Source organism: Flavobacterium taihuense, from assembly GCF_019351435.1.
Lineage (GTDB): Bacteria > Bacteroidota > Bacteroidia > Flavobacteriales > Flavobacteriaceae > Flavobacterium > Flavobacterium taihuense.
The window spans coordinates 127,352-153,691 of the sequence record NZ_JAHWYN010000008.1; the positions used below are offsets into that span (position 1 = coordinate 127,352).

Sequence of the window (26,340 nt, forward strand, 5' to 3'; positions counted from 1 at the left end):
AATATTGGGATAATAAAAAAATATTTCTCTTTTTAACCTTAAAAAAAGTCAAATATACATTCAAAAAACATAATTAAACAAAATATAATTCATTTTTTATTTAAAAAAGTTTAAAATGAAAAAATTGTAAATTGAAACTTAATAAATATTAATAAAAAGCATCAATTATTACCGTAAATACCAAAAAACAAATTAAAATTAATTATTACCTATGCTCAATCCTACATAGATTTTTTTTTTCATATACCTTTTTTTAAAATTAGCTTATTATAAATTCTGAGTTTAATAACATTTCAACAACTTGAAAATCAACAATTAACATTTATAAAAAACAATTTTCAAATATTCCTTGTCAGTTCAAATATAAAATGAACAATATAAATATATAGATTGACTGCGTGAAACGAAAAACATAAATCAAACTCTTACCAAATGCAATTCATACAATATTTCCATGCAATAAAAAACAATAAAGCCCAACGAATAATCCCAAATAAGCAGGTTTATCTATTTGAAATCATTTTTACATTTTGATAGAATGAAAACCATATTTTTACTACTTTTAGCGAGTTATCTTAAAAAAAAATTAAATAAATTATATCAAACACAAATAATTATTTGACTTTAAAGACTAAATGAAACAGTTACAATTATGAAATAAACCAAATCACACTGGCTCCATTAAAAAATTGCAAAACAAAAAACAATGAGTGACAAATACAACATAATTGAAAACAAAACAGCAAAAGATTATCACATTCCCACTTTTTTAAATTCGGAACCAATTGCCATTCTAACAATCGCCTCGCTATATGTTTTGTTAGCACAAGTGAGTTTACTGTTTTCAATTGAACTAGGAAAAGTTTCCCCTATATATCCTTCCATTGGGCTAGCAATTACATCCGTTATTATTTTGGGCCGTAGAATGCTTTTTGCAATATGGATTGGGTCTTTTACCACCAATATGATTACCCTTACTCAAAATTTCAACGGAAATGGATATTCTTTTTTAAAAATTTTTCTGTTGGCCTCTTTAATAGCCTCTGGCACTTGCGTTGCGTCATCATTAGGTGTTTCATTAATAAAAAAACACAATAAAGAAGAATATGCTCTAAAAAACGGAAAGAATGTTTTGAGCTTCATTTTTATTGGGGTATTCGTAACTTGCGTTATAAATGCCTTGGTGGGGGTATCTTCTTTATTCATGGAAGGATACATAGCTTCACAACAAATAGCATACACCTGGCTTACTTGGTTTTTGGGGGATGCAGTCGGATTTATTGTCCTAGCTCCGCTCATCCTTGCTTGGCTTCATAGAAATACAACTAAGTTGAATCTGGTCTATTTCGCAAAATTAGTTGGAATAACAGCTCTTACTCTTTTGTTATGTTCGGTCGTCTTTCTGTATTCTAAAGAAAATAAATACCTCATGTTAACCGTATTATTAATAACAGCATATCGATTTGATATGCGATTTACAGTTGCCGTCATTCAAATCATTGCTTTTTTTTCGGTAGTTGCCACATCTTATGGGATCGGTCCTTTCATAAGGGTAAACAGTAATGACTCTATTCTTGTTCTAGATGCGTTCCTGAGCGTTTCGACGGTCGCAACTTTACTATTTGCAGGAGTTATTGCAGAACGAAAGCAAGCTCATGAAATTCTAGAAAAACAAGCATCTTCGTTAAAAGAACGTATCAAGGAACTCAAGTGTCTTTATACTGTTTCCGAAATGGTTAAGGAAAAAGGTATTTCCCTCGATAAAATCATAAGAAAGAGTCTTCCCGTTATAGCCAATGCCTTCCAGTATCCAGAAATCACCACTTGTCGTATTTCTTTAATGGATTCATTGTATAAGATGCCCAATTTCAGGAAAACAATGTGGGCACAAGAATGCTATATTTTTGTCAATGAAGAAGCCTTGGGTAAAATTGAAGTGTATTATTTAGAAGAAAAAACATTTGAGTACGATGGGCCTTTTTTATTGGAAGAAGCTAATCTTTTAAAATCTGTTTCCGATATTCTTGGAAAAAAGATTGAAAGCATCCAAATGATGGAGGAACTTCAAAAAAGCAAGATTATCCTGAGCTCTACTATTGAAAGTCCGAACGACATTAGCATTTATTCTTTAGATCTAAACTACCAATATTTAAATTTCAATCGTTTACATCAAACTTTAATGATGCAGCAGAATGGTGTCAAAATTGAAAAAGGCATGAGTATTCTCGATTGCATTGAGGATAAACAAGAAAAATTAGAATTTAAAAATAAATTTGACAGTGTTCTTAAGGGTAAGAATTTAAATATCATTACACACTCCAAAAATGATTTATCATATTGGGAAATAAAATGCAGCCCTATTTCCAGTAAGGCTAATGGAATTATTGGGCTCACAGTTTTTTCTCTAAATATTACCGATAGAATGAAAGCAGCAGAGGATCTGAAAAAGAGCGAAGAAAAATACAGATCCGTTTTCGAGAATGTACAGGATGTATTTTACATTACTGAAATGGACGGAACTTTCATCGAAATAAGCCCATCGATTAAAACGGTAACAGGTTATGAACCAAGTGAATTGATTAGAGTCAAGGCTCGCGATTTTTACAGTAATATAACTCAAAGAGAATTATTTATTGAAACCTTAATTAAAAATAACAGAATAAAAGGTTTTGAAACCCAAATCATTCATAAAAATGGAAAAACAATAGATGTTTCAGTCGATGCAACACTAATTTTTGGCGCAGAAGGAAAACCTATCCGCGTAGAATCAGTACTTAGAGATATTACTGAACGAAAAGAATCAGAAGAAGCCCTAAAAAAGAGTGAAGAAAAATACCGTACTATTTTTGAAAATGTACAAGATGTCTTTTTTCAAACTTCGATCGCTAATAATCTAGTCCAAGAGGTAAGTCCTTCCTGCGAAACGCTATCTGGCTACACTAGAGAAGAAGTCATTGGATCGCCAGTAATTGTGTTTTTTAATAAACCTCAAGAGAGAGAAAGATACATTAAAATATTACAGCAAAAAGTACAAGTCAGGGATTACGAATTGGAACTTAAAACAAAAAAAGGCGAATTACGACATGTTTCGGTTAGTTCGAAATTAATTTACGACACAAATGGTAAACCAAGTCATATCGATGGGGTAATGAGAGATATAACCCAAAGAAAGATAATCGAAATTAAAATTGCGAACCAAAACACCAAATTACAGGTTCAAAATAAAGAATTGGAACAATTTGCTTATGTGACATCACATGATTTACAGGAACCACTTATTACATTAAAATGCTTTACGGATCTTATTCAAGAAGAATATAAAGACACACTTGACGATCAAGGAAAAGAATATCTCAATTTCATATTTCAATCATCAACTCGAATGCAGGAGTTGGTAAGGGGCTTACTGGAATATTCCAGAATTGGCAGAGAAAGCAATATGCCAAAAGTAGATTGCAACCGTATAATAAAAGACATCATTGCAGATTTAAGCATCACGATTGATAAAAACAACGTCAAAATATCAATTACTAATATGCCATATATTAATGGATATCCAATCGAAATCCGCTTACTTTTCCAAAATTTGATAAGTAATGCAATAAAATTCAGAAAAAAAGAGGTATTCGCTGAAATTACAATTAGCGCAAGCGAACAAGAAAATGATTGGATTTTTACCATAAAAGACAACGGCATTGGGATTGAAGAAAAAAATTACGATAAAATTTTTGTGATTTTTAAAAGGCTACATAATCGGGATGACTATGAAGGTACTGGTATTGGTTTGGCACAATGCAAAAAAATTATAGCATTACATGGCGGATCAATTTGGGTAGAATCGCAATTGGGGCAAGGATCCAGTTTCAAATTTACAATTCCAAAAATTCCAATAAAATAGAAAAAGCACCTTAATAACTATATCTTACCATTTAAATTAAAAAGCTAAGTATGAACCAAAAACTAAATTGTATATTGTTAGTCGACGATGATAGTGCTACAAACTTCATAAACAAGATGTTGATTAAAAAATATGGAATTACGGATAAAATTGAAGTTACTTTGAATGGCCAAGAAGCTCTTGATTATTTGAGCAAAAGTGGAAAATATGAAAGCACGAATCCTGAAGAATTTCCCATCCCAGAATTAATTTTATTGGACATCAATATGCCTGTTATGGATGGCTGGGAATTTATAGAAGCCTATCAAGCATTAGACAACAACAAAAAAGAAAAAACAATAATTATCATGCTTAGCAGTTCCAATAATCCAGATGACATAATAAAAGCCAAAACATATAAATCCATCACTAATTTTAAGAACAAAGTATTGACTTTAGAAAAAATACAAGAAATAAAGCAAGAGTATTTTCCACAATATATTTGATTCAACCGTATTAAAAACGCTATTATGAAAAAACCATCAAATTTTGTTCTTTTTTCTTTATTCTTAAGATAACTTTTATTTAATCATATCTCTTTATATTTAAGCACTTTACAAACAACTTTAAAGACTATAAACGGAGACAATCCGTGCCCTCAGATTACTAAACAATGTTTTTTCACATCGCTTCAGTAAATTAGAAAACTATTTATTACAGCCAATACATAACTATCAACCCCGACAGTCATCGGAGCTCCATGCAGTGGCTAACAAAAAAGTGTTCCAATCGAGGGCTATAGCGGATAGCTAGATCAGGCACATTATTATTCTTTTAGGAATAATTCAAAACAAAAACCTTAAGCCAAATTTTATTAGCAATTAATTTAATAAACTTAGCTAAAAAAACTACTTTTGAATGCTGCATAAAAAGAGTAAAAATGATTCTAAAGAAGTCCCTGCTATTCCTAACTATCTACCTCCTGTTTTTTGCTGTCATTGGTCACGCCCAAAAAAGAGAGATGCACCCCAAAAATGAGTTTAGAGCCGTTTGGATTGCCACGGTGGTCAACATCGACTGGCCAAAAAGCAGTACCGATTCGGTGGAGAAGCAAAAAACCGATTATATCGAGATTTTAGATACCTATCAAAAACTCAATTACAATGCGGTAATTGTGCAAATCCGTTCTGTGGGTGATGCATTGTATCCTACCATACTGGCACCTTGGTCTCGTTACTTAACTGGAAGAGAAGGAAAAGCGCCAAGTCCTAATTATGATGTGCTCGAGTGGATGATTTCCGAAGCCCATGCCCGTGGTTTTGAATTTCACGCTTGGCTCAATCCCTATCGCGCCACTTTCGACTTGAAAACCGAAGCACTTAGTCTCAATCACGATTATTACAAACATCCCGAATGGATGATTGAATACGGAGGCAAATACTATTACAACCCTGCCCTACCCGAGGTACAGCAACACCTAACATCGATAGTTGAAGAGGTGGTGATAAAATACGATATTGACGCTATACACTTTGATGATTATTTTTATCCTTACAAAATAAAAGGAATTGAATTCAATGATGCAGTTTCCTATCAAAAGTTTGGAAAAGGTCTTTCCATTGCCGATTGGAGACGTTCTAATGTATCTACTTTTGTAAGAAATATTTCGCTTGATATCAAAAAACTAAAACCTTGGGTACAATTTGGCATCAGTCCGTTTGGAGTTTGGCGTAACAAATCAGTTGACCCAAAAGGCTCCGACACATCATCAGGGCAAACCAATTATGATGATCTTTACGCCGATCCTCTAGATTGGATGAAGAACAACTGGATTGATTACATCGTGCCACAATTGTACTGGAGCATCGACCACAAAACGGCTTCGTATGCCAAACTAATCAAATGGTGGTCTGAAAATGTACCGAGCAACACCGCCCTATACGTAGGAAACAGCACTTATAAGATCAAAGCCGATTCAGATAAACATTGGAATAACAAATATGAAATTCCAAATCAAATTGACCTCACACGCAGTTATGATAACGTGCAAGGCAATGGTTTTTTTAGTGCCAAATGGTTCATAAATAAAAACCAAGAGGTGGTCAAAGTACTTAAAGACTACGAATACAAATATCCAGCATTGCCATTGCCGGTTCCTAATTTCAAAAAGGCAATTACCGAAAGTTTACTGATTAATTCCATCACGAAAGACACCACCAATTATTATATTTCGTTTCAGAAACCAAAACAGCTGACCAAAGTCAGATACATAGTGGTGTACGGCGCCAAAGATGTTTCGAAAATCAACACCAATGATGCCAGCCAAATTCTGGACAAAATTGCCGTTACAGAAGAAAATGGAGCATTCAACATCGAAGTACCAGATTATAAAATGATAGGAAAAACGGCTTTTGCCTTTACTTTCGTGGATTATTATGCCAATGAAAGCCCTGAAACCATAATCGATTTACAAGTAGAAACTCAAACAAAGTAAAGTTTCAAGTTTAAGGTTTCAAGTTTAATTGTTTCACGTATAATCAACCTTTAACTAAAAATAACTTTAAACCCTTAAACTATTTAAACCTTTTCAAACAATGAAAAACAACAAACCGTGGTATTGGATTCCGTTTTTAAATTTTGCTTCGGGTTTTCCGTATGCCATTATTATTTCGGTTTCAGGAATTATGTATAAAAGTCTTGGAGTTAGTAATGAAGACATTGGAGTCTATACCAGTTTATTGTATTTACCTTGGGTAATCAAACCGCTTTGGAGTCCTTTTATTGACTTACATGGAACCAAACGAAAATGGTTTTTGAGTATGCAATTATTCATTTCAATAGCTTTTCTAGTTATCGGTTTTGTTGTTCCAACCAGTAATTTTTTTATCTTGAGTTTAGCTATTTTTTGGGTAGCTGCCTTTGCTTCCGCTTCGAATGATGTGGCTAGCGATGGCTTTTATATGTTGGCTTTAGAAAAAGAACAACAATCTTTCTTTTTGGGGATTAGAAGTACTTTTTATAAAATTGCAATACTTACAGGAAATGGATTAATTGTAATTTTAGCAGGATATCTAGAAATTGCATATGGAGACAAACATAAAGCTTGGTCTTACACAATGATACTCATAGCAGTATTTATGATTGCTATTACAATTTATAATTTCTTTTTTACTCCAAATACTGAAATTAATGGGCAATTAGAAACTAAAAAAAATCTCAATTTCAGCAAAGTTTTTTCTACTTTTTTTCAAAAAAAACAAATATTTATAATACTAGCTTTTATTTTACTATTCAGATTGGGAGAATCACAATTATTAAAAATGCTTAACCCATTTTTAGTTGAACCTATTAAGTACGAACTAAATGAATCTAATATAAATAACAAACAAAAAGAGGTATTAAAATCTTATCATTCTATCATTAAAAATGGCGGACTCGCATCTAAAATCGAATTAGAATTAATCTATTCTGAATTGCCAATAGTAGCAGTAATGCAAAATGAAAAAACAGTATTAGATCTGAAAACCATACCTAAAACCGACGTTACAACTTATAATGATGTAATGTCAAAAAGAACAAAATTTATTGATGAATTAATAAAAGAAAAAGGTAATATCGAGGCAATACCAAAAAAAGGTATGGGTATATCAAATATGGACTACGGAATTATTTATGGTATTTTTGGAGTTATTGCTCTTGTTGTTGGAGGTCTTATTGGAGGATTTGTTATCTCAAGAGATGGATTAGGAAAATGGATGTTACCAATGATTTTAGCTATGCACTTGCCAATTATCGGATTTATTTTGATTTCTAATTTCCATCCTGAAATTATTTTCAATCTGAATCTTCCCTATATCGAATATTCCTTAGATCCTTTTTATTTAAACTTAACTACTTCTGTTTTTCATTATAATCCATATGTCGTACTTTCAGTAATTATAGAGCAATTTGGATACGGTTTTGGTTTTGCAGCCTTTATGATGTACTTGATTTATGTTGCTGAAGGGGAATCTAAGACTTCACATTATTCCATCGCTACTGGTTTTATGGCTCTGGGAATGATGCTTCCGGGAATGCTAAGCGGTTACATTCAGCAATATTTAGGATATGGTAATTTCTTTATTTGGGTATTTTGCGCCACTATTCCAGGATTGATTTTATCACAATTTTTAAAATATCCGGCTGATTTTGGTAAAAAAATTGAAGAAAATAAAGTTTAAATTCAAACAAAATTAACATCTTATTTTCTCGCAAAGTCACTAAGACGCAAAAGAGAAAACACTAATATACCTTTGGATTTTAATAATAACATTTTATCTATTTAAGAACATTGATAGCTGTTTCTTCTAAGCCTTTACGCCTTTACGAGCATCAATTTCAAAATTCTTAAAAAGTGAGAAACTTATAAAAGACTAAAATGACACTAGAACAAAAAATAGGGCAATTCTTTTTTCCAGCCGTTTTCATTAACGACACCGAAGAAAACATTCAGGAAACAGAGCGTTTAATCAAAGAACACAACATTGGTGGATTGACGTTTTTTCATAGCAGAGCCAGCGCAGCAACCAACTATGAGAGCAAGAAAAAAGTAGAATTCAACGATGATAGCTATCAACGTTTGAAAAACTTGATTGTTCGTTATCAAAAATGTGCCACTACTCCCCTATTAATGAGTATAGATGCCGAATGGGGCTTAGCCATGCGCGTGGAAAAAACGCCACAATATCCCTATGCCATTACCCTTGGCGCGTTGCCCGAAAGAAAAATAGATTTAGTGTACCAAGTAGGAAAACAAATTGCATTAGACCTAAAATCAGCAGGGATTCATTACAATTTGGCGCCTTTGGCCGACATCAATAACAATCCAAACAATCCCGTGATTGGCTACCGTTCTTTTGGTTCCAATAAAGAAAAAGTAGCTCAATATGCGTTGGAATACCTTCGCGGTATGTCCGATGTGGGGATCCTAGGCTGCCTGAAACACTTTCCTGGTCATGGAAACACTAGTGTCGATTCACATTTAGGACTACCCGTTTTAGCCGAGAATTTGGAAGAGTTACTCGAAAATGAATTGGTGCCATTCATCAAAGGAATTGAGAATCAAGTTGACTCCATCATGATAGGTCATTTAGCAGTTCCCGCCTTAAACGACGGAAAAGAAACCTCGGCCACTTTATCCAAAAACATAATTGAAAAATTGTTACGCGAGCAATTAGGATATGATGGATTGGTTATTTCAGACGCTTTGAATATGCACAGTGTTTCGAAATTATACGATGTAAAAGGTCAATTGGAATGGGAAGCTTTCAACGCAGGTAACGATGTACTTTGCTTTGCCGAAAATGTAGCCGAAGGTATTCAGGAAATACTAAAAAATGCAACACCAGAACGCATTGAAGCGAGTTTGAACCGTATCATGAAATGCAAACAAAAAGCAGGTCTTTTTGATAAAAACCCAAGCCCGGCTGCTGATTTTGATTTTAAAACCACTTCGGAATTGAACCGAAAAATAGCCGATTATTGCATTACAGACCTCAAAGACAACAACAGTTCTGTCGTGATTTTTGATGCCAAAAACAGAGAACGTCTCGCCAAATTGAGTATCTACAAAACGATTGACAATCCGTTTTTTAAAACGCTTGGTTCTTTCTTGCCTTCGCCTGAATATGCTATTGAAAATGCAGCTGATTTAATAAATACAACACTCAAGGAAGATCTAGCTCCATTTGACACAATACTTATTTCTTTATTTGTACCCAAAGCCAAACCACTTAACAAATTTGATTTGGAAGATTCGGTTTTGGAATTTTTAGGGCAATTGTTTCAAACCAAAAGATGTATTTTATATGTTTTTGGAAATCCCTATGCTATACAAGTGATTCCAAATTTAGAACTCACCAACGGAATTGTCGAAATGTATCAGGATTTTACAGAATTTCAAGAAAGTGCAGCCGAACAATTACTGGAAGACAAAAAAGGAAAGGGCAGTCTACCTGTTTCAATTACAACTATTTAATAGATTTTAATAACCAAACACTATCGTTAAATAAATATTAATAATCAAAATTTATTTAAAGTGTCTTTTTATATCTATTATATTTGCGGCATAAAATAACTTTAAAACTAAAAATATGTCATTAGTAGGTAAAAAATTCCCAAGTATTGCAGTAGATGCTATCTCAGAAATGGGTGATAATTTGAAAATCAATATTTTTGAGGAAGCTACAAAAAACAACAAAAAAGTACTTTTGTTTTGGTACCCAAAAGATTTTACTTTTGTTTGTCCAACTGAATTACATGCTTTCCAAGCGGCGTTACCGGAATTTGAAAAAAGAAACACTATCGTAATTGGTGCATCTTGTGATACTAACGAAGTTCACTTTGCCTGGTTAAACACTCCAAAAAACAATGGTGGAATTGAAGGTGTAACATACCCAATACTTGCAGATACCAACAGAAACTTAGCTAATATTTTAGGAATTCTTGATATTGATTCAACCGAATATAGCGAAGAAACTGATTCTGTAATCATCGAAGGTTCAAATGTAACATTCAGAGCTACTTACCTAATTGACGAAACTGGAAAAATCTTCCATGAAAGCGTAAACGATATGCCATTAGGCCGAAACGTAAACGAATATTTACGTATGGTTGATGCTTATACCCACATTCAAGAAAAAGGTGAAGTTTGTCCTGCAAACTGGGAAGCCGGTAAAGAAGCGATGAATGCTGACAGAAAAAGCACTGCTGAATACCTAAGCCTTAACTAATAATATCAATAGCAATGACAATGGCAATTTCAATAGTTAAGAATTGCCATTGTTATTGAAATTGACATTGAAATTTAAAAATCTATGTTAATCGAATTAAACGAAGATACGTTAGGAGCTTTAATAGCACAAAACGAAAAAGTAGTGGTTCAATTTTCAGCCTCATGGTGTGGAAATTGCAGAATCATGAAACCAAAATTCAAAAAATTAGCTTCAGAGAATGAAGGAATTTCATTTGTTTTGGTAGATGCCGAGAATTCTCCGGAATCCAGAAAACTAGCCAATGTCAGCAATTTGCCAACTTTCGCCACTTTTGTAAATGGAAAATTGGTCAACGAAACCCAAACCAACAAACAAGAAGTTTTAATTGAATTGGTTAATGAAATTGTTTAACCGTTAATTTGGTTAATCGGTTAATCGCAAAAAAAAACGTTTGACCTAACGAATAAACAATTAAACAAACAACCGATTAAACAACAAAACATGAAGTTACCAGTAATAAAACACCTTACTCAGTTCATAGAGGAAAACGATCAGGATTACATTATCGAAACCATCGAAGTATTGGAAGCCATGACCGAAATTGCCTCATTAAAAGATGAAGAATTGGACGTCATTGGCGAATTGATTTCGAACATGTACGGCGCACTCGAAGTACATAAATTGATTAAAGAAGGAACTGACAAAAAGGAAGCCTTAAACACTTTCATGAAAAGAGTTCTTGGGTCAATCGATAAATAAAATCATTTGATAAGCATTGTAAAACGCACTCCATTTCAGGGTGCGTTTTTTTATACAAAGCAGGAAATAATCATTTGGGCGAGCCACCATTAGGAAAAGGGGGTTACTCCTCTTTGACTGGATCCCCCCCCTTTCCCTAATGCTGTCGGGCTATACGCGCTACTTTGGTAGCTTGCTCCTATCCCTCTCGCGAACAAAAACACTAAAATCCAATACCAACAACCCCTAACTGACAACCCACAACAAATACTTTTAGATTCAAATATTAATCCTTACTTTTGAACCTCATAAAAAAACAAACACTATGGCATCAATAACATTAGGAGGAAATCCAATACACACTACAGGTGAATTACCAAAAGTAGGTACTAAACTAACTGATTTTAAATTGGTTCAAAATGATTTATCAGTTGCTTCATTGAGCAATTTTACAGGTAAAAAATTAGTATTGAATATTTTTCCTAGTATCGATACTGGAACTTGTGCTACATCTGTTCGAAAATTCAACGAAAGCGCAAGTACTTTACCAAACACAACAGTTTTGTGTATTTCAAGAGACTTACCTTTTGCCCAAAAACGCTTTTGTGGTGCTGAAGGTCTTGAGAATGTTGTCAACTTATCTGATTTTCAAGAAGGAACTTTCGGAAAAGACAATGGTTTAGAAATTGTGAATGGCCCATTAGCGGGATTGCACTCAAGAGTTATTATCGTGGTTGATGAAAACGGAGTAGTAACGCACACCGAACAAGTAGGCGAAATAGCAAACGAACCTAATTACGAAGCTGCTTTAGCTACACTTTAATAACCTGTATGGAATTTCAAAAAGATAACACATTGTTTACTGGCCGATTGAAAAGCGTGAAATACGCTTTTCTGGGTGCCGTAAAATTGATTACTACCGAGCACAGTATTATGGTTCAATTTTCAATTGGAATCTTAATGACTATCGCCGGTTTTTATTTTCATATCTCCACTACCGAATGGCTTTTTCAAACTATGGCCATTGGTTTAATAATGAGTATCGAAGGATTGAATACCGCTGTTGAAAAAATAGCCGATTTTATTCATCCCAATTACCATGAAAGAATAGGTTTTATCAAAGATATTGCAGCTGGAGCCGTATTTTTCGCAGCATTAACAGCAATCGCAATTGGTCTTATCATTTATATCCCAAAGTTTTTATAGGCTCAATTAAATTCAAGAATGGCAAAATCTACAAAAAAAGAATCTTTAGATAAAAAAAAAGAATCGGAGTCTAAGGACTTAAAATCATGGAAATTAACCAAACAACACAAAATTGTTTTGGGTTTTCTGCTGGTATTATTTTCTATAGCCCTATTGGTTGCGTTTGTATCTTTTTTCATCTACGGCCAAATAGACCAAAGCGCAGTTTCCGAATTATCTAACCGTAAAGAAGTGGCGCAAAACTGGCTGGGTAAATTTGGAGCCTATCTCGCCAATTTATTCGTATACAAGGGTTTTGGTGTTGCTTCATTTTTATTTGTACGTTTATTTTTCTTAACAGGAATGTATTTGGTATTGGATCTTTCGATAAAAAAACTAAAAGCCATTTGGTTTTGGGATTTATTTGCCGTTATCATTTTATCAGTTCTATTTGGCTTTTTCGCCACATCTGTACCAGAATTGGGAGGAACCATTGGATATGAATTGAATTTATTTTCGCAAGACTATATCGGCAAAACAGGAACATTATTGGTTCTTGTTTTTGGTTTGGTTATTTATTTGATTTTCAAAATGCAGGTTTCACCCGAAAAAGTGCAATCCTTTTTTGAAAATACCAAAAAAGAGATCAAAGATGATTTGGCTAGTGGTCCAATACTATCTCCAAATGATAGTGTTTATAATCTGGAAGAATTTGCTGTAGCGGAACCTGAAGAAGAAGAGTTATTGGATGATATCCATCTAAAAACATCAGGGTCACAGTTTGAAATCAATAAAGAAGCTTTGAAACCAACAATTTCCAATGCTTCCGAAATTAATTTGGAACCGACTCTTAAACCGCTTCCAATGGAAATTTTGCCTACGGTAGCACCGGTAAAAGAAGAAGCATTTGTAATTGAAAAAGCTGTAGAGGAAGATATTATCGAGGACAATCTGGCTTCACGTCTGGTGTCGGATTTTGGTTTATTTGATCCTACTTTGGATTTGTCTAATTACAAGTTTCCAACCATTGATTTATTAAAAGAATACTCAACTGGTGGTATTACGATTAATCAGGAAGAACTGGAAGAAAACAAAAACAAAATTGTAGATACGCTTCGCAATTACAAAATAGAAATAGCACAAATCAAAGCCACTGTCGGACCATCAGTAACTTTGTATGAAATTGTACCCGAAGCGGGAATTCGTATTTCCAAAATTAAGAGTTTAGAAGATGATATTGCTTTGTCACTTTCGGCTTTAGGGATTCGTATCATTGCTCCTATTCCTGGAAAAGGAACTATTGGTATCGAGGTTCCGAACAAGAATCCAACCATGGTCTCTATGAAAAGTGTTATTGGTTCTGCCAAATTTCAAGAAGCAGAAATGGAATTGCCTATTGCCCTTGGAAAAACCATTTCAAATGAAACTTTTGTTGTCGATTTGGCCAAAATGCCCCACTTATTAATGGCGGGTGCTACGGGACAAGGAAAATCAGTAGGGTTGAATGCCGTATTGACTTCCCTTTTATACAAAAAACACCCGGCTGAAGTAAAATTTGTATTGGTCGATCCAAAAAAAGTAGAGCTTACCCTTTTTAATAAAATAGAAAGACATTATTTAGCGAAATTGCCTGATACCGAAGATGCTATCATCACCGATAATGCCAAGGTTGTGGCCACATTGAATTCGCTTTGTGTGGAAATGGACAACCGCTATTCGCTATTGAAAGATGCGATGGTAAGAAACATTAAGGAATACAACGAGAAATTCAAGGGAAGAAAATTGAATCCAGAAAACGGTCACCGATTTTTGCCTTATATCGTATTAGTAGTTGACGAGTTTGCCGATTTGATTATGACAGCCGGTAAAGAGGTTGAAGTACCTATTGCGCGTTTGGCACAATTAGCCCGTGCTATTGGTATTCACTTAATTATTGCCACACAACGACCATCGGTGAATGTAATTACAGGTTTGATCAAAGCCAACTTCCCTGCGAGAATCGCTTTTAGGGTAACCTCCAAAATAGACTCCAGAACGATCTTGGATACTCAAGGGGCAGATCAATTGATAGGACGTGGAGATATGTTGTATACTAACGGAAATGATGTGGTTCGTGTACAATGTGCCTTTATTGATACTCCAGAAGTAGAAAAGATAACCGAATTTATTGGATCACAAAAAGCTTATGCCACCGCTTATTTACTTCCTGAATTCGTAGGAGAAGATGGAGGGATTAGTTTGGAAATGGATATTTCTGAAAGAGATACTTTGTTTAGAGAAGCTGCTGAAGTAATTGTTAATGCCCAACAAGGTTCAGCTTCGTTATTGCAACGAAAATTAAAACTGGGATATAACAGAGCCGGACGATTGATTGATCAATTGGAAGCTGCCGGAATTGTGGGTCCTTTTGAAGGAAGCAAAGCAAGAAGCGTGAACATTCAGGATATGACGGGACTGGATCAGTTTTTTAATAACGAAAGTTAGAATTTTAGACTGCAGATTTCAGATTTCAGATTTCAGAATAAAGAGAAAAGAATAAAGAGAAAAGAATTTAGATTGCAGATTTTGGATAATTAGACTTTGGAATAGCGTTGATAACAGAAATTTAGCTTTTTTTTAGATGCTTTTCATTTTTTAGGTCTTTACATTTGCACCAAATATGATATTACACGGATGCGTGAGGGATAATAGCTAGCTACCGAAGTAGCGCGGATAGCCCGACCTCGTTGAGGAAAGGGGCTTTGTAAGCGGTGCTATCGGTAAGCCCCTTTTCTCAATGGGGACACCCCCAAATAATTATTAAAATCAATACCATACAAGAATACATTAATAAGCATACAACAAAACACAGAACAAATGAGATTACAACACAAAATAGGAGTGAGATTGGTAATGGGACTTTTGGTCGCCTTTTTTATTGGATTTTCGACTCAAGCACAAGATAAAAAAGCGAAGGTTTTGCTGGATAAAGTAACTGCCAAAGTAAAAAGTTATGATAACATTACTATCGATTTTAAGTATTCTTTGAACAATGCCAAAGAGAACATCAATCAGGACAGCAAGGGAACTGTAGTGATGAAAGGGAATCAGTATGTGCTGAATTTTATGGGAATTACCAAGATTTTTGACGGTAAAAAGAATTACACCATTGTTCCAGAGGATGAGGAAATCACTATCTCGAAAGTAGATGAGAAGGATGACTCCGCTATTACTCCATCAAAAATGCTGACTTTTTTTAATACGGGTTATAAATTCACTATGGATATTACCCAGAATGTGGCCGGTAAAAAAATACAATATATCAAACTTACCCCTACCAATGTGAAAGATCAAAGAAAAGAGATTTTGGTGGGTATTGATTCTAAAACCAATAACATCTATAATGTTATAGAAATTGCAAAAAAGGGAACCAAAACAACATTGACGGTTAATTCTTTTAAAACAAATCAGGCATTGCCGAAAAATCAGTTTACCTTTGTTGCAAGCAAATATCCCAATTATTACATCAATAAATTAGACTAATTATTTAGGTGAAGATTCTAGACAGATACTTATTAAAAACATTCTTGGGTACATTTGCTACGGTATTTGTTATCCTTTTTTTTGTGTTCATATTGCAAACCGTCTGGTTGTTTATTGCCGAATTGGCCGGTAAGGATTTGGATTTTGTAATGGTTATCAAATTTCTGGCTTTTTCGATGCCTCGAATTGTGCCTTTGGTTTTGCCGCTATCTATTTTATTGGCTTCGATAATGTCATTTGGAAACTTATCCGAGCATTATGAATTTGCAGCCATGAAGTCTTCAGGTATCTCGCTGCAAAGAGCGATGCGAAGCTTGACTATCGCTATCGCGTTATTGAGTATTGTGGCCTTTTTATTTGCCAATAATGTGATTCCGTATGCCGAATTTAGGTTTGTTAATTTTAGAAAAAATATTGCTCAGGCCAAACCTGCGCTTGCCATTACCGAAGGCCAGTTTAGTGACGTTGGTCTTTACAATATAAAGGTGAATAAAAAATCGGGTGAAAACGGAAATCATCTTACAGGAATTACCATCCATCAAAAATCCCAAAATGGCGACGGAAGTAAAACAGTGATTCGCGCTACAGATGGAGAATTAATCAGTAGTGATAAAACGAGTATTCTGCAGTTGGTTTTGAATGACGGTAATTATTACCAAGATATTGTGCCCAAAAAATATGAGGATCGCGATAAATTACCCTTTGCCAAAAGTTCGTTCAAGAAATACCGTATCAATATTGATTTATCCCAACTGAACAAAGTGGATACCAAAGACGAAACCGTGTCTAATACCAACACGATGTTGAATGTAAGCGATTTGCGATATACCTTGGATTCCCTGAATAAAAACAGGAATACTGAAATCGTTTCTTTCTCCGAAAACAGCGCCGCAAGACTGGGTACTTTAACCGATAATAACGCTCACGCAATTACAAAGAAAAAGCCCTTAGTAAAAAATTTACTATCGCTATATAACAACAAACAAAAAAGTGAAATTTTAAATGCAGCCAGCAGTAACGCCCAAAGCACATTGTATACTATTGATGCCACAAGAAGTGAACTTGACAATAAGAAGAAAAACATAAATGGTCATATTTTGGCGCTTTATGACAAATTTGTTATTGTGTATGCCTGTTTTCTGATGTTTTTTATTGGAGCTCCATTGGGTGCCATTATCCGAAAAGGAGGACTAGGTCTGCCTATAGTGTTTGCTGTTTTAATTTTTATATCCTTTCACTTTATCAATACTTTTGGGAAAAGGATTTCACAAGAAGATGGCTTACCCCCTTTCTTTGGCTCATGGATGTCATCGATGATACTAACGCCACTGGCTGTTTTATTAACCTATCGTGCGACCAATGATATTGGTTTAATCAATATGGACGTTATATTGGCTCCCGTGCAAAAAATATTTCAAAAACTGTTTCAAAAAATAATTCCCTCTCAAAATAAAGAATAAGATGTCTACTACCACAATACAACTCAACACTATAGAAGAAGCCATTGAAGATATTCGTCAAGGCAAAATAATCATTGTCGTTGATGATGAAGATCGAGAAAATGAAGGCGACTTTTTGGCTGCTGCCGAGAAAGTAACACCCGAAATGATCAACTTTATGGCTACGCATGGTCGCGGTTTGATCTGTGCACCACTTACTGAAAGCCGCTGCAAAGAATTAGGATTACATGTAATGGTAAGCAACAACACCGATCCGATGGAAACTGCCTTTACTGTATCTGTGGATTTAAGGGGTAATGGAGTAACCACAGGAATATCGGCTGGAGATAGAGCCAAAACGATACTTTCATTGGTAGATTCGAATACTAAACCACATGATTTGGCACGTCCAGGACACATTTTTCCATTGATAGCTAAACAAGGAGGTGTTTTGAGAAGAACAGGACATACCGAAGCAGCGATTGATTTTGCACGATTGGCAGGATTTAAATCGGCTGGGGTGATCGTTGAAATCATGAATGAAGATGGTTCTATGGCTCGCTTACCACAACTGGCCAAAGTGGCTAAGAAATTCGACCTTAAATTGGTTTCTATCGAAGCATTGGTTGCCTATAGAATGCAACACGACAGTTTGATTGTAAAGAAAGAGGATTTTGATATCGAAACCCGTTTTGGCACTTTTAGACTTAGAGCGTATCAACAAACGACCAATAAGCAAATACATATAGCCTTGACCAAAGGTACCTGGAATATTGGTGAACCAATACTAACCCGTATCAACTCAACTTCGGTGAACAATGATATATTGGGTACGTTGACCAACGATGCCCATAAAAAGTTGGATGATATGTTTCAAATAATCAATGATGAAGGCAAAGGTGCTGTTTTGTTTATTAATCAAGAATTACAATCGATAGATTTATTGAACCGCATTGTTGAATTGAAAGAATTACAAGCCAAAGGCGAATTTAAAGCCCCACAAATCAAGATGGACAATAAAGATTTTGGTATTGGTGCCCAAATATTACACGATATTGACATTTCTAAAATTCGATTATTGTCGAATACCGAACAAACCAAACGCGTTGGTATGATAGGATACGGTTTGGAAATAAAAGAATATGTGAAGTATTAGTTTTTTAGTGAAACGTCAAAAGTGAATAGTAAAATCCTTCGGAAATAATTCCGAAGGATTTTTTTTGATCATTTTTATTCTGAATAAGCAATTGTATAACGGGTAAAAGTCAATTATTAATCACTACTTATAGATTATACCGTTATTGCAAAAACTTTTTTTAAAAAATATTTTTAATCTAAAGCAAAGCAAATGAAATGGTTAAAAAGGCGCATAAAAAAAAGATGCTTTTTTTCTAAAAATACATTTGCATAACCAAAAAAGGTTCTTATATTTGCACTCGCAATCAGCAATGATAGCGACATACTGGAGAAATGGCAGAGCGGTCGAATGCGGCAGTCTTGAAAACTGTTGACTGTAACAGGTCCGGGGGTTCGAATCCCTCTTTCTCCGCGGAATTAAAACCCTAATCCTTATAAATAAAGGAGTTAGGGTTTTTTGTTTTTACTTTTAGCCCACATTTAGCCCACAACCATCGGAAAACGATTTTAAAACTTATTTACAATACTATACAATCCTTTTGACTCGATTTTAGCTTCTAAATTCCATTCCTGATACATTGGAAGCATTTCACAAAAAACATCGTTATACGGCTTTGCATACCCTTCTTTTATCATAATTTCGTTTAAAACTCTACCATCATTTAAAATAAGATAACCAAGACTTCTTCCGTATTTGTCTTGAAGGTTATTTTCTTCTTGAATCAATGTGCATTTATCGCCTATTGATATATTGCTTTTTAAAAATTCAAAAGACATATAACCAAGCTTTATTAAAAATGCAGCTGGAATATGTAGCTCTTTTTCATCCTTTTTTATTTTATTACAATAAGTCATTTCGGGCGCATCAATGCCATATAGTCGTATTTCAAACTGTTTTTTTGTTATAAAATCTTCTGCAATAAGACCGTCTCCATCGACGAATCTCTTTATTTTCAGAATAATATTTCTTGTCATACGTTTATTAGCGTTAAAATGCCTTAAATAGCATTTGTTAAGTGATTGATTGTTAGATATGTACTTTGTAAATTTAAAAAATAAGTTTAATTAAATACATATTAAGAAATGGCAAGACAAAAAGGGCATATAAAATATGTCGGAACATTGGGCGAAGTGAGACACTTCAAAATTAAAGGTAACGAAGGTTATTTTGCAGGTTTAAAAGGTGGACCAACTGCTGAACAAGTGAAAAACGATCCTGGTTTTATTCGTACTCGTGAAAATATGAGTGAATTTACTGCTTGTGCAAACGCAGGTAAATCTTTAAGAGTTGGTTTGTCAGCTTTAATGAAACAAATGTCCGATAGTCAACTAACAGGAAGGCTAACCGCGATTATGAAAAAAATCAATATTGAAGATGGTTCTGAAGCGAGAGGACAAAGAGCCGTTTTGGTTTCACAACAACCACAATATTTAAAAGGTTTGGATTTCAATCGCAACATTTCTTTTAATGGTGTTTTCAGAGCTCCATTCACATTAACTGCTACGGTTGACAGAAACGAGAGTACATTAAGTATTCCAGAGTTTAATCCGCTTAATTTTTTAAACATTCCATCAGGAGCAACTCACTTTAGATTTATCAATGCTATATCTGTTGTTTCAGACACTGTTTTTAATCCAATTACTGGAGCATACGAACCTGCCGAGCCTACTCTAAATGAAATGTCAAACATTGCATATTCAGATTATACTCCGGTAGATGTTATAACCCCATTAATTGACATTACTGCTTCCTTACCAGGTGCGCCAACAATGACGATAAATGTTGCTGTTTTGGGTAGTATTGGAATAGAATTTTATCAAATGGTAGGATCTAATTATTACTTGTTCAATGCCGGTAATGCTTTAAAAATCCAAGAGACTTTCTAAAAAAACCATCAGTTTTGCAAGACTGCAAAGTTTGCAATGTTGCAAATGAAGCCCTTTCTAATGAGAGGGCTTTTTTATTTTACACTTATTTGTCTATAATGTGCAATCATATGGGGCTTATAGTGCTTTTAAGGATAGAATAAACATCAAAAAAATGCAAATTAATAAGCGTCAGTTTAACGAGAGAAAAATCCAAGAAAGCCCTAATCATCAAATTTGGGAGAGGTCAATCGGATAAGGGGAAATCAGCGCTGTTTTTTTTGAGAGAATGCTTATCGGGAACTTTCTTTTGGAGTCGGATGTTGTGGCATTCTTTCAAAAAAAATTGCATCCATAGGGGTTTGGGGAAATGGAAGATTGCCCCAACTGAACTTACCTAGTGCGGTGGCAGTAGCGAAACAAGGGTATTTTTATTTGCTTTCGTGAACTTCATTTTTAGCAGAGGGTTTCTTGCAAATAAAAATACTCTTGTGGGGAATTTTGTTTTTTGAGGATGCCTGAAAATGTGTTCAGAAATCAGGTGTTAGTATTCAGTAGAAAATTTGTTGTGAGACGTTGTGGCATCTTCAAAAAACAATGCAAATACTATCCTATTCAGGGCGGGCGCGTTGGGGCGGGGCTATTTTACATAATAAGCTTATGGTTTCGGTGTGGCTGGTGTTCAGCCATACTGAACCATAATGGCTTATTATGTAACATAGCTTGGGGGTGGTTTTGGGCTTTCGAGGGTTGGGAGTAGCTTATTGCAGTTGTGAAGTTTACGGAGCAAGCTGCAATGTGCTACAGGAGCGTTGGCAGAAGCCCAAAAACACAGGAGCGTGGGGAGTGCGTTGGCTGGGTGGGCGCAAAAAGGTCAGCGATAGCGTTCCTATTTCTTTTTAGTGTTCTTGCTTTTAAATAATGTTTTCTATAAAAGAAGAAATTAGAACGATAAAATAAAAACAGCCTGTTTGCTGATTAATTTCTTACAAAAATATAAAATTGAGCGAAAGGAATTATAACTTTTTATTTTATTCCGTATTATCTTTTTAAAAAATTGTACTAGTTGCATTTGCTACTATTTGACAAGAATAATACGTTTGTACAATCGGGAAAATATTAAATCTTAAGTTATAGGGAACAAATTGTTTATACTTTCCTGAACAGTAGTTTTTATTTCGTCAATTTTAATTTTACTAATGGGGTATTCGTCAATGAATGCTGAACAAAGATATTCTAGTGGGGTTATTCTTTTTTTAAAAGCATTATACAATGTCCAATCTAAATCAGGATATTTTTTTTGTGCTTGTTTAATACTCCAATTATCAACCCATTCTAATAAATCAGAATCATCCCAATCCTCAAGATTTAAGTAAGAATCTTCAATATCAATTATGGTATTAGTTAATGTATTAGTACAAAAACCAACGCAAGTCCCAAATTCAGGTAAACCAATTTTACTAATAAAATCACCTTTATCTGTATATGAGGAACCGTCAGCAATATAGCTATATGTTATATTACTGTTTTTGCAAATACGATTACAGTATTGCAAAATAGAACCTACTTCATCTTCACTACTACTCAAAGCATCTATAATCTTGTACACATACCAACCATCTTCATTAAAATCTGCAATAACTTCTGGTTTTGTAGCACCAGGAAAATGATGTAAAAAATTTCTATCTTGATATCTAATTAAAATAGCTGCGTGTGTGGGTATATTATCCTCTATTTTAGTTGCAATCGAAACAAAATTAGCAGGTAGTTTTTCATCATTAAACTTATAAAGAGTATCATTTATAATCATAATTTAAATAGCTTTATTATCATTTCCTGCTTTTAATAATGTAGCAAGTGTATTATACATAAAAGTTATTTCTTCTGATTTTTCTACTCTTTTTAAAGCCATTAAAATTGTTCTTATTATACCTCTGTCTGCTTGAGGATTATTATAAAGCCTCATTAATTTTAGAAGCTCTCCATTTGAAATATCATCATTTAAAATGCTTTCAATTTTATCGTGAATAATATCAAATCTATTTAATGTTTTATTTTTTACGATAGTTTCATAAAGAGATTTATATTCAAGAAATTTATTCTTTTCAAGATAAACATCTATCAATTCGTGTTGTGCTTTAGAGTTTGGTCTATACTTTCGTAAAATAGATACAAATGTGTTTTCATATATAGGGCCAAATTTCTTTGCTTGTTCTTTATTACAGTCAATTAAATACTGAAAATCATTTTTATCTGCAATGTGTGCATTTACCTTAACCTTACCTCCTAAATCAAACAATTCACCTTCTACAAAGATAACATCATAAAACCAAGGGATTTCAGGTGTTTTTTTTACAGTAAACTTTTTAGCTTTAAAAATGCTTGTGACATCTTTTTCGTTGCCGTCGTTTCTATGTATAATTGAGTAATCTAGACCGTTGGCTTTTATTTTATCTTGAATATTTTTAAAAATCTTTACCTTATATTCTTCAGACGAATTTCCATCAAAAATATTCTGAATATCTTCATCAACTTCTGTCTTTGTAGATGGATATGATAATGAAGTTTCAATACAACCATTCTTTAATGATATTCTAAAATCAGAAATATCTTTTTCAGCTTTTGCAAAATCAGACAAAGAGCTAATAAAAATATTTAAAGCATCAGCAGCACCAATAGAAATATTTTCTAAAGATACTTCTTCACCATTTCTATCTTTATTGATTTTTATAATGAATTCGTTTTGCATATTGGAAAAAAGATTTTTCATATAATTGTCCTCTGTAAATATAGTGAATCTACATAAATATATTACGTTTTTAAATAATTAATTATCAAGTAATTACATATAACTCCTGATTTAATCATTAAAAAAAGTATCGATAAAAGTAAGGAATTTGCTTAAAATAGTATCGCCCACTTTTGCTCTTTGTAAAATAGAGGGTTGATTTTCTAATACTTCGACAACTTCTTGTTTGGTTGGGATTCTTTGGGTGAATAAATAATCTTCGGTTAGTTTTTTTAGTTTGTCGGCATTTAACTTTTCATCGGCTACGAACTGATTGAATGCTTTCTGTTGCTCTTCTATCATAAAAGCAGTATAACCTTCTTCGACTGATGTATCTTCAAGTAGTGGTAAGTTTTCTTCAATGAAACGTTCTATTAATTCGCGTTTGCTTCGTAGTTTGACATCACCTGCAACTAAATCTAATATTTCTTTTTGTCGGCGTTCTTTTTCTTGTGGGCTTGTTGCTTTTAGTTTGGCTAATAATCCCAAAATGTAAGTTACTGTTATATCATCACGATGAATTAATTCTAATTCAAAATCAACTTCGTTTAGAATAGAGGTTTTTTCTTTTTTACCTTTATCGGATAACTCCAAATATTTTGATTTATAATTATCAAATTCTTGTTCTTCTAAAACAATATCATCAAAACTAAAATCGACAAAAGAAGCAATGATGTTTTTTAATCGAATGATTTCACGAAATGCTTTTACAAATTCTAATTCTTCATCTTCGGTATATAAATCGTCAACGGATTCATAGGTTGGTGTAATTGCTATTAAATTATCGTAGGCTTCATTAATTTCTTTAACGTAGCTTTCATAGGGTTTTAAGATAATAATCTCTTTTGCTTTTTTATCCGAAAACAAAGCAATTGCATCATCGGTAGCCTTTTTAAGATTTCTAAATACTACTATATTTCCTTGTGATTTTTTATCTCCAAGTATTCTATTGGTTCTGGAATAAGCTTGAATTAAACCGTGGTATTTTAAATTTTTATCGACAAATAAGGTGTTCAATGATTTGCTATCAAATCCTGTTAAAAACATATTGACTACAAATAAAATATCTATTTGCTTGGCACGTACTCTTTGCGCAATGTCTTTGTAATAATTGTAAAAGGATTGACTGTCTTTTGTAGTCCAATTGGATTTAAAGGTTTTATTATATTCTTCAATATAGCTTTCGAGTTTATCTCTTTTATGGTAGGCATTATAAACGTCTAGCGGTTCGGCTACTTCGTTAAAGTCTTTAGCATCATAATCATCGGTATCGCTAATCATTTCATCATTGGCACCAAAACTATAAATAGTTGCCATATTTAGATTGTGTTTTCCTTCTTGTTTTAATTTCAGAAACAAATCGTAATACTTAATCAACATTTCTACGCTACTGACACAAAACATTGCTGTAAAAGTTTTGTTCTGTGTTTTAATGGGATGTTGTTGGATGATGTAATTGGTTATTTTTTCAATGCGGTCTTTGCTTTCTAATAGTTCTTGGGTGTCAATTGCTTCTACCTCAATATCTATTTCGTTTTGAGAATTCTCACGCTCTTTATACTTACCCACATATTCTACCGAGAAACGCAATACGTTTTCATCTTTAATAGCATCCGTAATCACATAACTGTGCAGTTGCTCTCCGAATAAACTAGCTGTAGTTTGGTTTTGTCTGTTTTTAGACAACGCATTTTCGACAAAAATAGGTGTACCTGTAAACCCAAACATTTGATAATTTTCAAAATATTGGGTTATTTTTTTATGGGTGTCGCCAAATTGAGAACGGTGGCATTCGTCAAAAATAAAGACAATCTTTTTGTGTTTCAAATCGTCCATTGTTTTGAGATGGTGTTCTCGTGTTATGGCATTGTACAACTTTTGAATGGTGGTCACAATCAATTTGCTATTGGTGTCTTTGAACTGACGAACTAAATTAGTTGTATTATTAGTTGGGTCAATACAATCGGGTTTGAAGGCATTGAATTCTTTAGCAGTTTGATAATCTAAATCTTGTCTGTCAACACAAAAAACTACTTTATCTACTTTGGGTAATTGCGATAATATTTGACTGGCTTTGAACGAAGTTAATGTTTTCCCTGAACCTGTAGTATGCCAAATATATCCGTTATGATTACTGTTTTTTACCTTATCAATAATGCGTTCTACGGCGTTGAATTGGTACGGACGCAAAACCATAAGCATTTTGTCAGAATCGTGTAATACAGTGTATTTAGTAATCATTTTAGACAAATGACATTTCTCCAAAAAAGTATTCGCAAAATCTTCTAGTTTAGAAATCCGTTTGTTGTTTTCGTCAGTCCAATAAAAGGTTTGTTTGAAATCGGGTTTTTTGTTCCCGAAATTGCTGAAGTATTTGGTATTTACTCCGTTACTGATGACAAATAATTGTACATAATTAAATAAACCTGTGTTGGCTGAAAAAGAATGTTTTTGATAGCGCGTGATTTGATTGTAGGCTTCTTTTAATTCCAATCCTGTTTTCTTCAATTCGATTTGAACCAAGGGCAAACCATTGATTAAAATCGTTACATCGTAGCGGTTTTTATACGTTCCTTCGACTGTTATTTGATTGGTAACTTGGTATTCATTTTGACACCAAAAATCCATATTTAAAAACTCTACATACACCAATTCGTTGTTTTCATTTTTGAAAGCAAACTTATCGCGAAGCAATAAAGCCTTTTCAAAAACATTATTCGATTTGGTTAAATGATTTAGTATTTGCTTAAAATCAGCATCCGAAAACACTTTTTTATTGTGTTTTTCTAATTGCTTTTTAAGATTGACTAGCAAATCATCTTCATCTTTAATAATTACTTTATCGTAACCATTGGAAGCTAATTGATTGACTAAATTTTGTTCTAAAATTAATTCGGATTGTGATGTCATTTATAAAAAATGTTAATAACTTCGTTAATATGTTTAAAACTATGACTTTATTTTTATATATTTGCACTGTTCATTCTACCACACTAGGAGAATTGAATTACGAAATCCGATACACCCCGATGTGTA

General features: G+C 33.6%; 19 protein-coding genes and 1 tRNA gene. 16 read left to right on the top strand and 4 right to left on the bottom strand.

Translation table 11 applies throughout. The features are described 5' to 3' along the window. Positions 1-706 precede the first annotated feature (706 nt). The 15 genes from KZH69_RS10960 to KZH69_RS11030 all read left to right on the top strand — a co-directional run bounded on the left by KZH69_RS10960 (position 707) and on the right by KZH69_RS11030 (position 19,062). Positions 707-3,898 (top strand): PAS domain S-box protein, encoded by a 3,192-nt coding sequence (locus KZH69_RS10960; protein WP_219317485.1) that lies wholly within the window; start codon positions 707-709, stop codon positions 3,896-3,898. A 50-nt stretch (positions 3,899-3,948) separates the two neighbouring features. Further along, positions 3,949-4,383, top strand: coding sequence for a response regulator (locus KZH69_RS10965; protein ID WP_219317486.1), 435 nt, complete (start codon positions 3,949-3,951; stop codon positions 4,381-4,383). A gap of 434 nt (positions 4,384-4,817) precedes the next feature. Further along, the gene (locus KZH69_RS10970; RefSeq protein ID WP_219317487.1) at positions 4,818-6,371 is read left to right on the top strand and encodes a glycoside hydrolase family 10-like protein; all 1,554 of its coding nucleotides are present in this window, start codon (positions 4,818-4,820) and stop codon (positions 6,369-6,371) included. A 100-nt stretch (positions 6,372-6,471) separates the two neighbouring features. Then, positions 6,472-8,097, top strand: coding sequence for an MFS transporter (locus KZH69_RS10975; protein ID WP_219317488.1), 1,626 nt, complete (start codon positions 6,472-6,474; stop codon positions 8,095-8,097). Between the two features lie 197 nt (positions 8,098-8,294). Next, the gene (locus KZH69_RS10980; protein WP_219317489.1) at positions 8,295-9,893 is read left to right on the top strand and encodes a glycoside hydrolase family 3 protein; all 1,599 of its coding nucleotides are present in this window, start codon (positions 8,295-8,297) and stop codon (positions 9,891-9,893) included. A 115-nt stretch (positions 9,894-10,008) separates the two neighbouring features. After that, complete coding sequence (locus KZH69_RS10985; RefSeq protein ID WP_219317490.1) at positions 10,009-10,647, top strand: peroxiredoxin; 639 nt, start codon at positions 10,009-10,011, stop codon at positions 10,645-10,647. A gap of 84 nt (positions 10,648-10,731) precedes the next feature. Continuing rightward, complete coding sequence (locus KZH69_RS10990; protein WP_219317491.1) at positions 10,732-11,040, top strand: thioredoxin family protein; 309 nt, start codon at positions 10,732-10,734, stop codon at positions 11,038-11,040. 90 nt (positions 11,041-11,130) lie between these two features. Further along, complete coding sequence (locus KZH69_RS10995) at positions 11,131-11,388, top strand: DUF6952 family protein (protein WP_116760933.1); 258 nt, start codon at positions 11,131-11,133, stop codon at positions 11,386-11,388. A gap of 304 nt (positions 11,389-11,692) precedes the next feature. Continuing rightward, on the top strand, positions 11,693-12,190 hold the full coding sequence (gene tpx / locus KZH69_RS11000; protein ID WP_219317492.1) for a thiol peroxidase: 498 nt from the start codon (positions 11,693-11,695) through the stop codon (positions 12,188-12,190). A gap of 8 nt (positions 12,191-12,198) precedes the next feature. After that, positions 12,199-12,573, top strand: a complete 375-nt coding sequence (locus tag KZH69_RS11005) for a diacylglycerol kinase family protein (RefSeq protein ID WP_219317493.1) — start codon at positions 12,199-12,201, stop codon at positions 12,571-12,573. A gap of 18 nt (positions 12,574-12,591) precedes the next feature. Next, positions 12,592-15,036, top strand: a complete 2,445-nt coding sequence (locus KZH69_RS11010; RefSeq protein WP_219317494.1) for a DNA translocase FtsK — start codon at positions 12,592-12,594, stop codon at positions 15,034-15,036. Between the two features lie 372 nt (positions 15,037-15,408). Further along, positions 15,409-16,074, top strand: a complete 666-nt coding sequence (lolA1, locus tag KZH69_RS11015) for an outer membrane lipoprotein periplasmic chaperone LolA1 (protein ID WP_219317495.1) — start codon at positions 15,409-15,411, stop codon at positions 16,072-16,074. Between the two features lie 8 nt (positions 16,075-16,082). Next, on the top strand, positions 16,083-17,534 hold the full coding sequence (locus KZH69_RS11020) for an LptF/LptG family permease (protein WP_219317496.1): 1,452 nt from the start codon (positions 16,083-16,085) through the stop codon (positions 17,532-17,534). Between the two features lies 1 nt (position 17,535). Continuing rightward, positions 17,536-18,669: a 3,4-dihydroxy-2-butanone-4-phosphate synthase gene (gene ribB, locus KZH69_RS11025; protein ID WP_219317497.1), complete on the top strand. Its 1,134-nt coding sequence runs from the start codon at positions 17,536-17,538 to the stop codon at positions 18,667-18,669. A gap of 308 nt (positions 18,670-18,977) precedes the next feature. Beyond that, positions 18,978-19,062: transfer RNA gene (locus KZH69_RS11030), tRNA-Ser, on the top strand. A 95-nt stretch (positions 19,063-19,157) separates the two neighbouring features. On the opposite strand, the gene KZH69_RS11035 is transcribed toward KZH69_RS11030, so the two are convergent. Next, positions 19,158-19,625, bottom strand: coding sequence for a thermonuclease family protein (locus KZH69_RS11035; protein ID WP_219317498.1), 468 nt, complete (start codon positions 19,623-19,625; stop codon positions 19,158-19,160). Between the two features lie 108 nt (positions 19,626-19,733). On the opposite strand from KZH69_RS11035, the gene KZH69_RS11040 reads away from it, so the two are divergent. Next, the gene (locus tag KZH69_RS11040) at positions 19,734-20,537 is read left to right on the top strand and encodes a hypothetical protein (RefSeq protein WP_219317499.1); all 804 of its coding nucleotides are present in this window, start codon (positions 19,734-19,736) and stop codon (positions 20,535-20,537) included. A 1,105-nt stretch (positions 20,538-21,642) separates the two neighbouring features. Here the strand turns inward: KZH69_RS11040 and KZH69_RS11045 are convergent. From KZH69_RS11045 to KZH69_RS11055, 3 genes are all read right to left on the bottom strand, one after another. Then, the gene (locus tag KZH69_RS11045) at positions 21,643-22,326 is read right to left on the bottom strand and encodes a hypothetical protein (protein ID WP_219317500.1); all 684 of its coding nucleotides are present in this window, start codon (positions 22,324-22,326) and stop codon (positions 21,643-21,645) included. Between the two features lie 3 nt (positions 22,327-22,329). Next, entirely contained in the window at positions 22,330-23,265 is a 936-nt protein-coding gene (locus tag KZH69_RS11050; protein WP_219317501.1) for a hypothetical protein, read from the bottom strand. A gap of 111 nt (positions 23,266-23,376) precedes the next feature. Beyond that, entirely contained in the window at positions 23,377-26,214 is a 2,838-nt protein-coding gene (locus KZH69_RS11055; protein ID WP_219317502.1) for a type I restriction endonuclease subunit R, read from the bottom strand. Between the last annotated feature and the right edge of the window lie 126 nt (positions 26,215-26,340).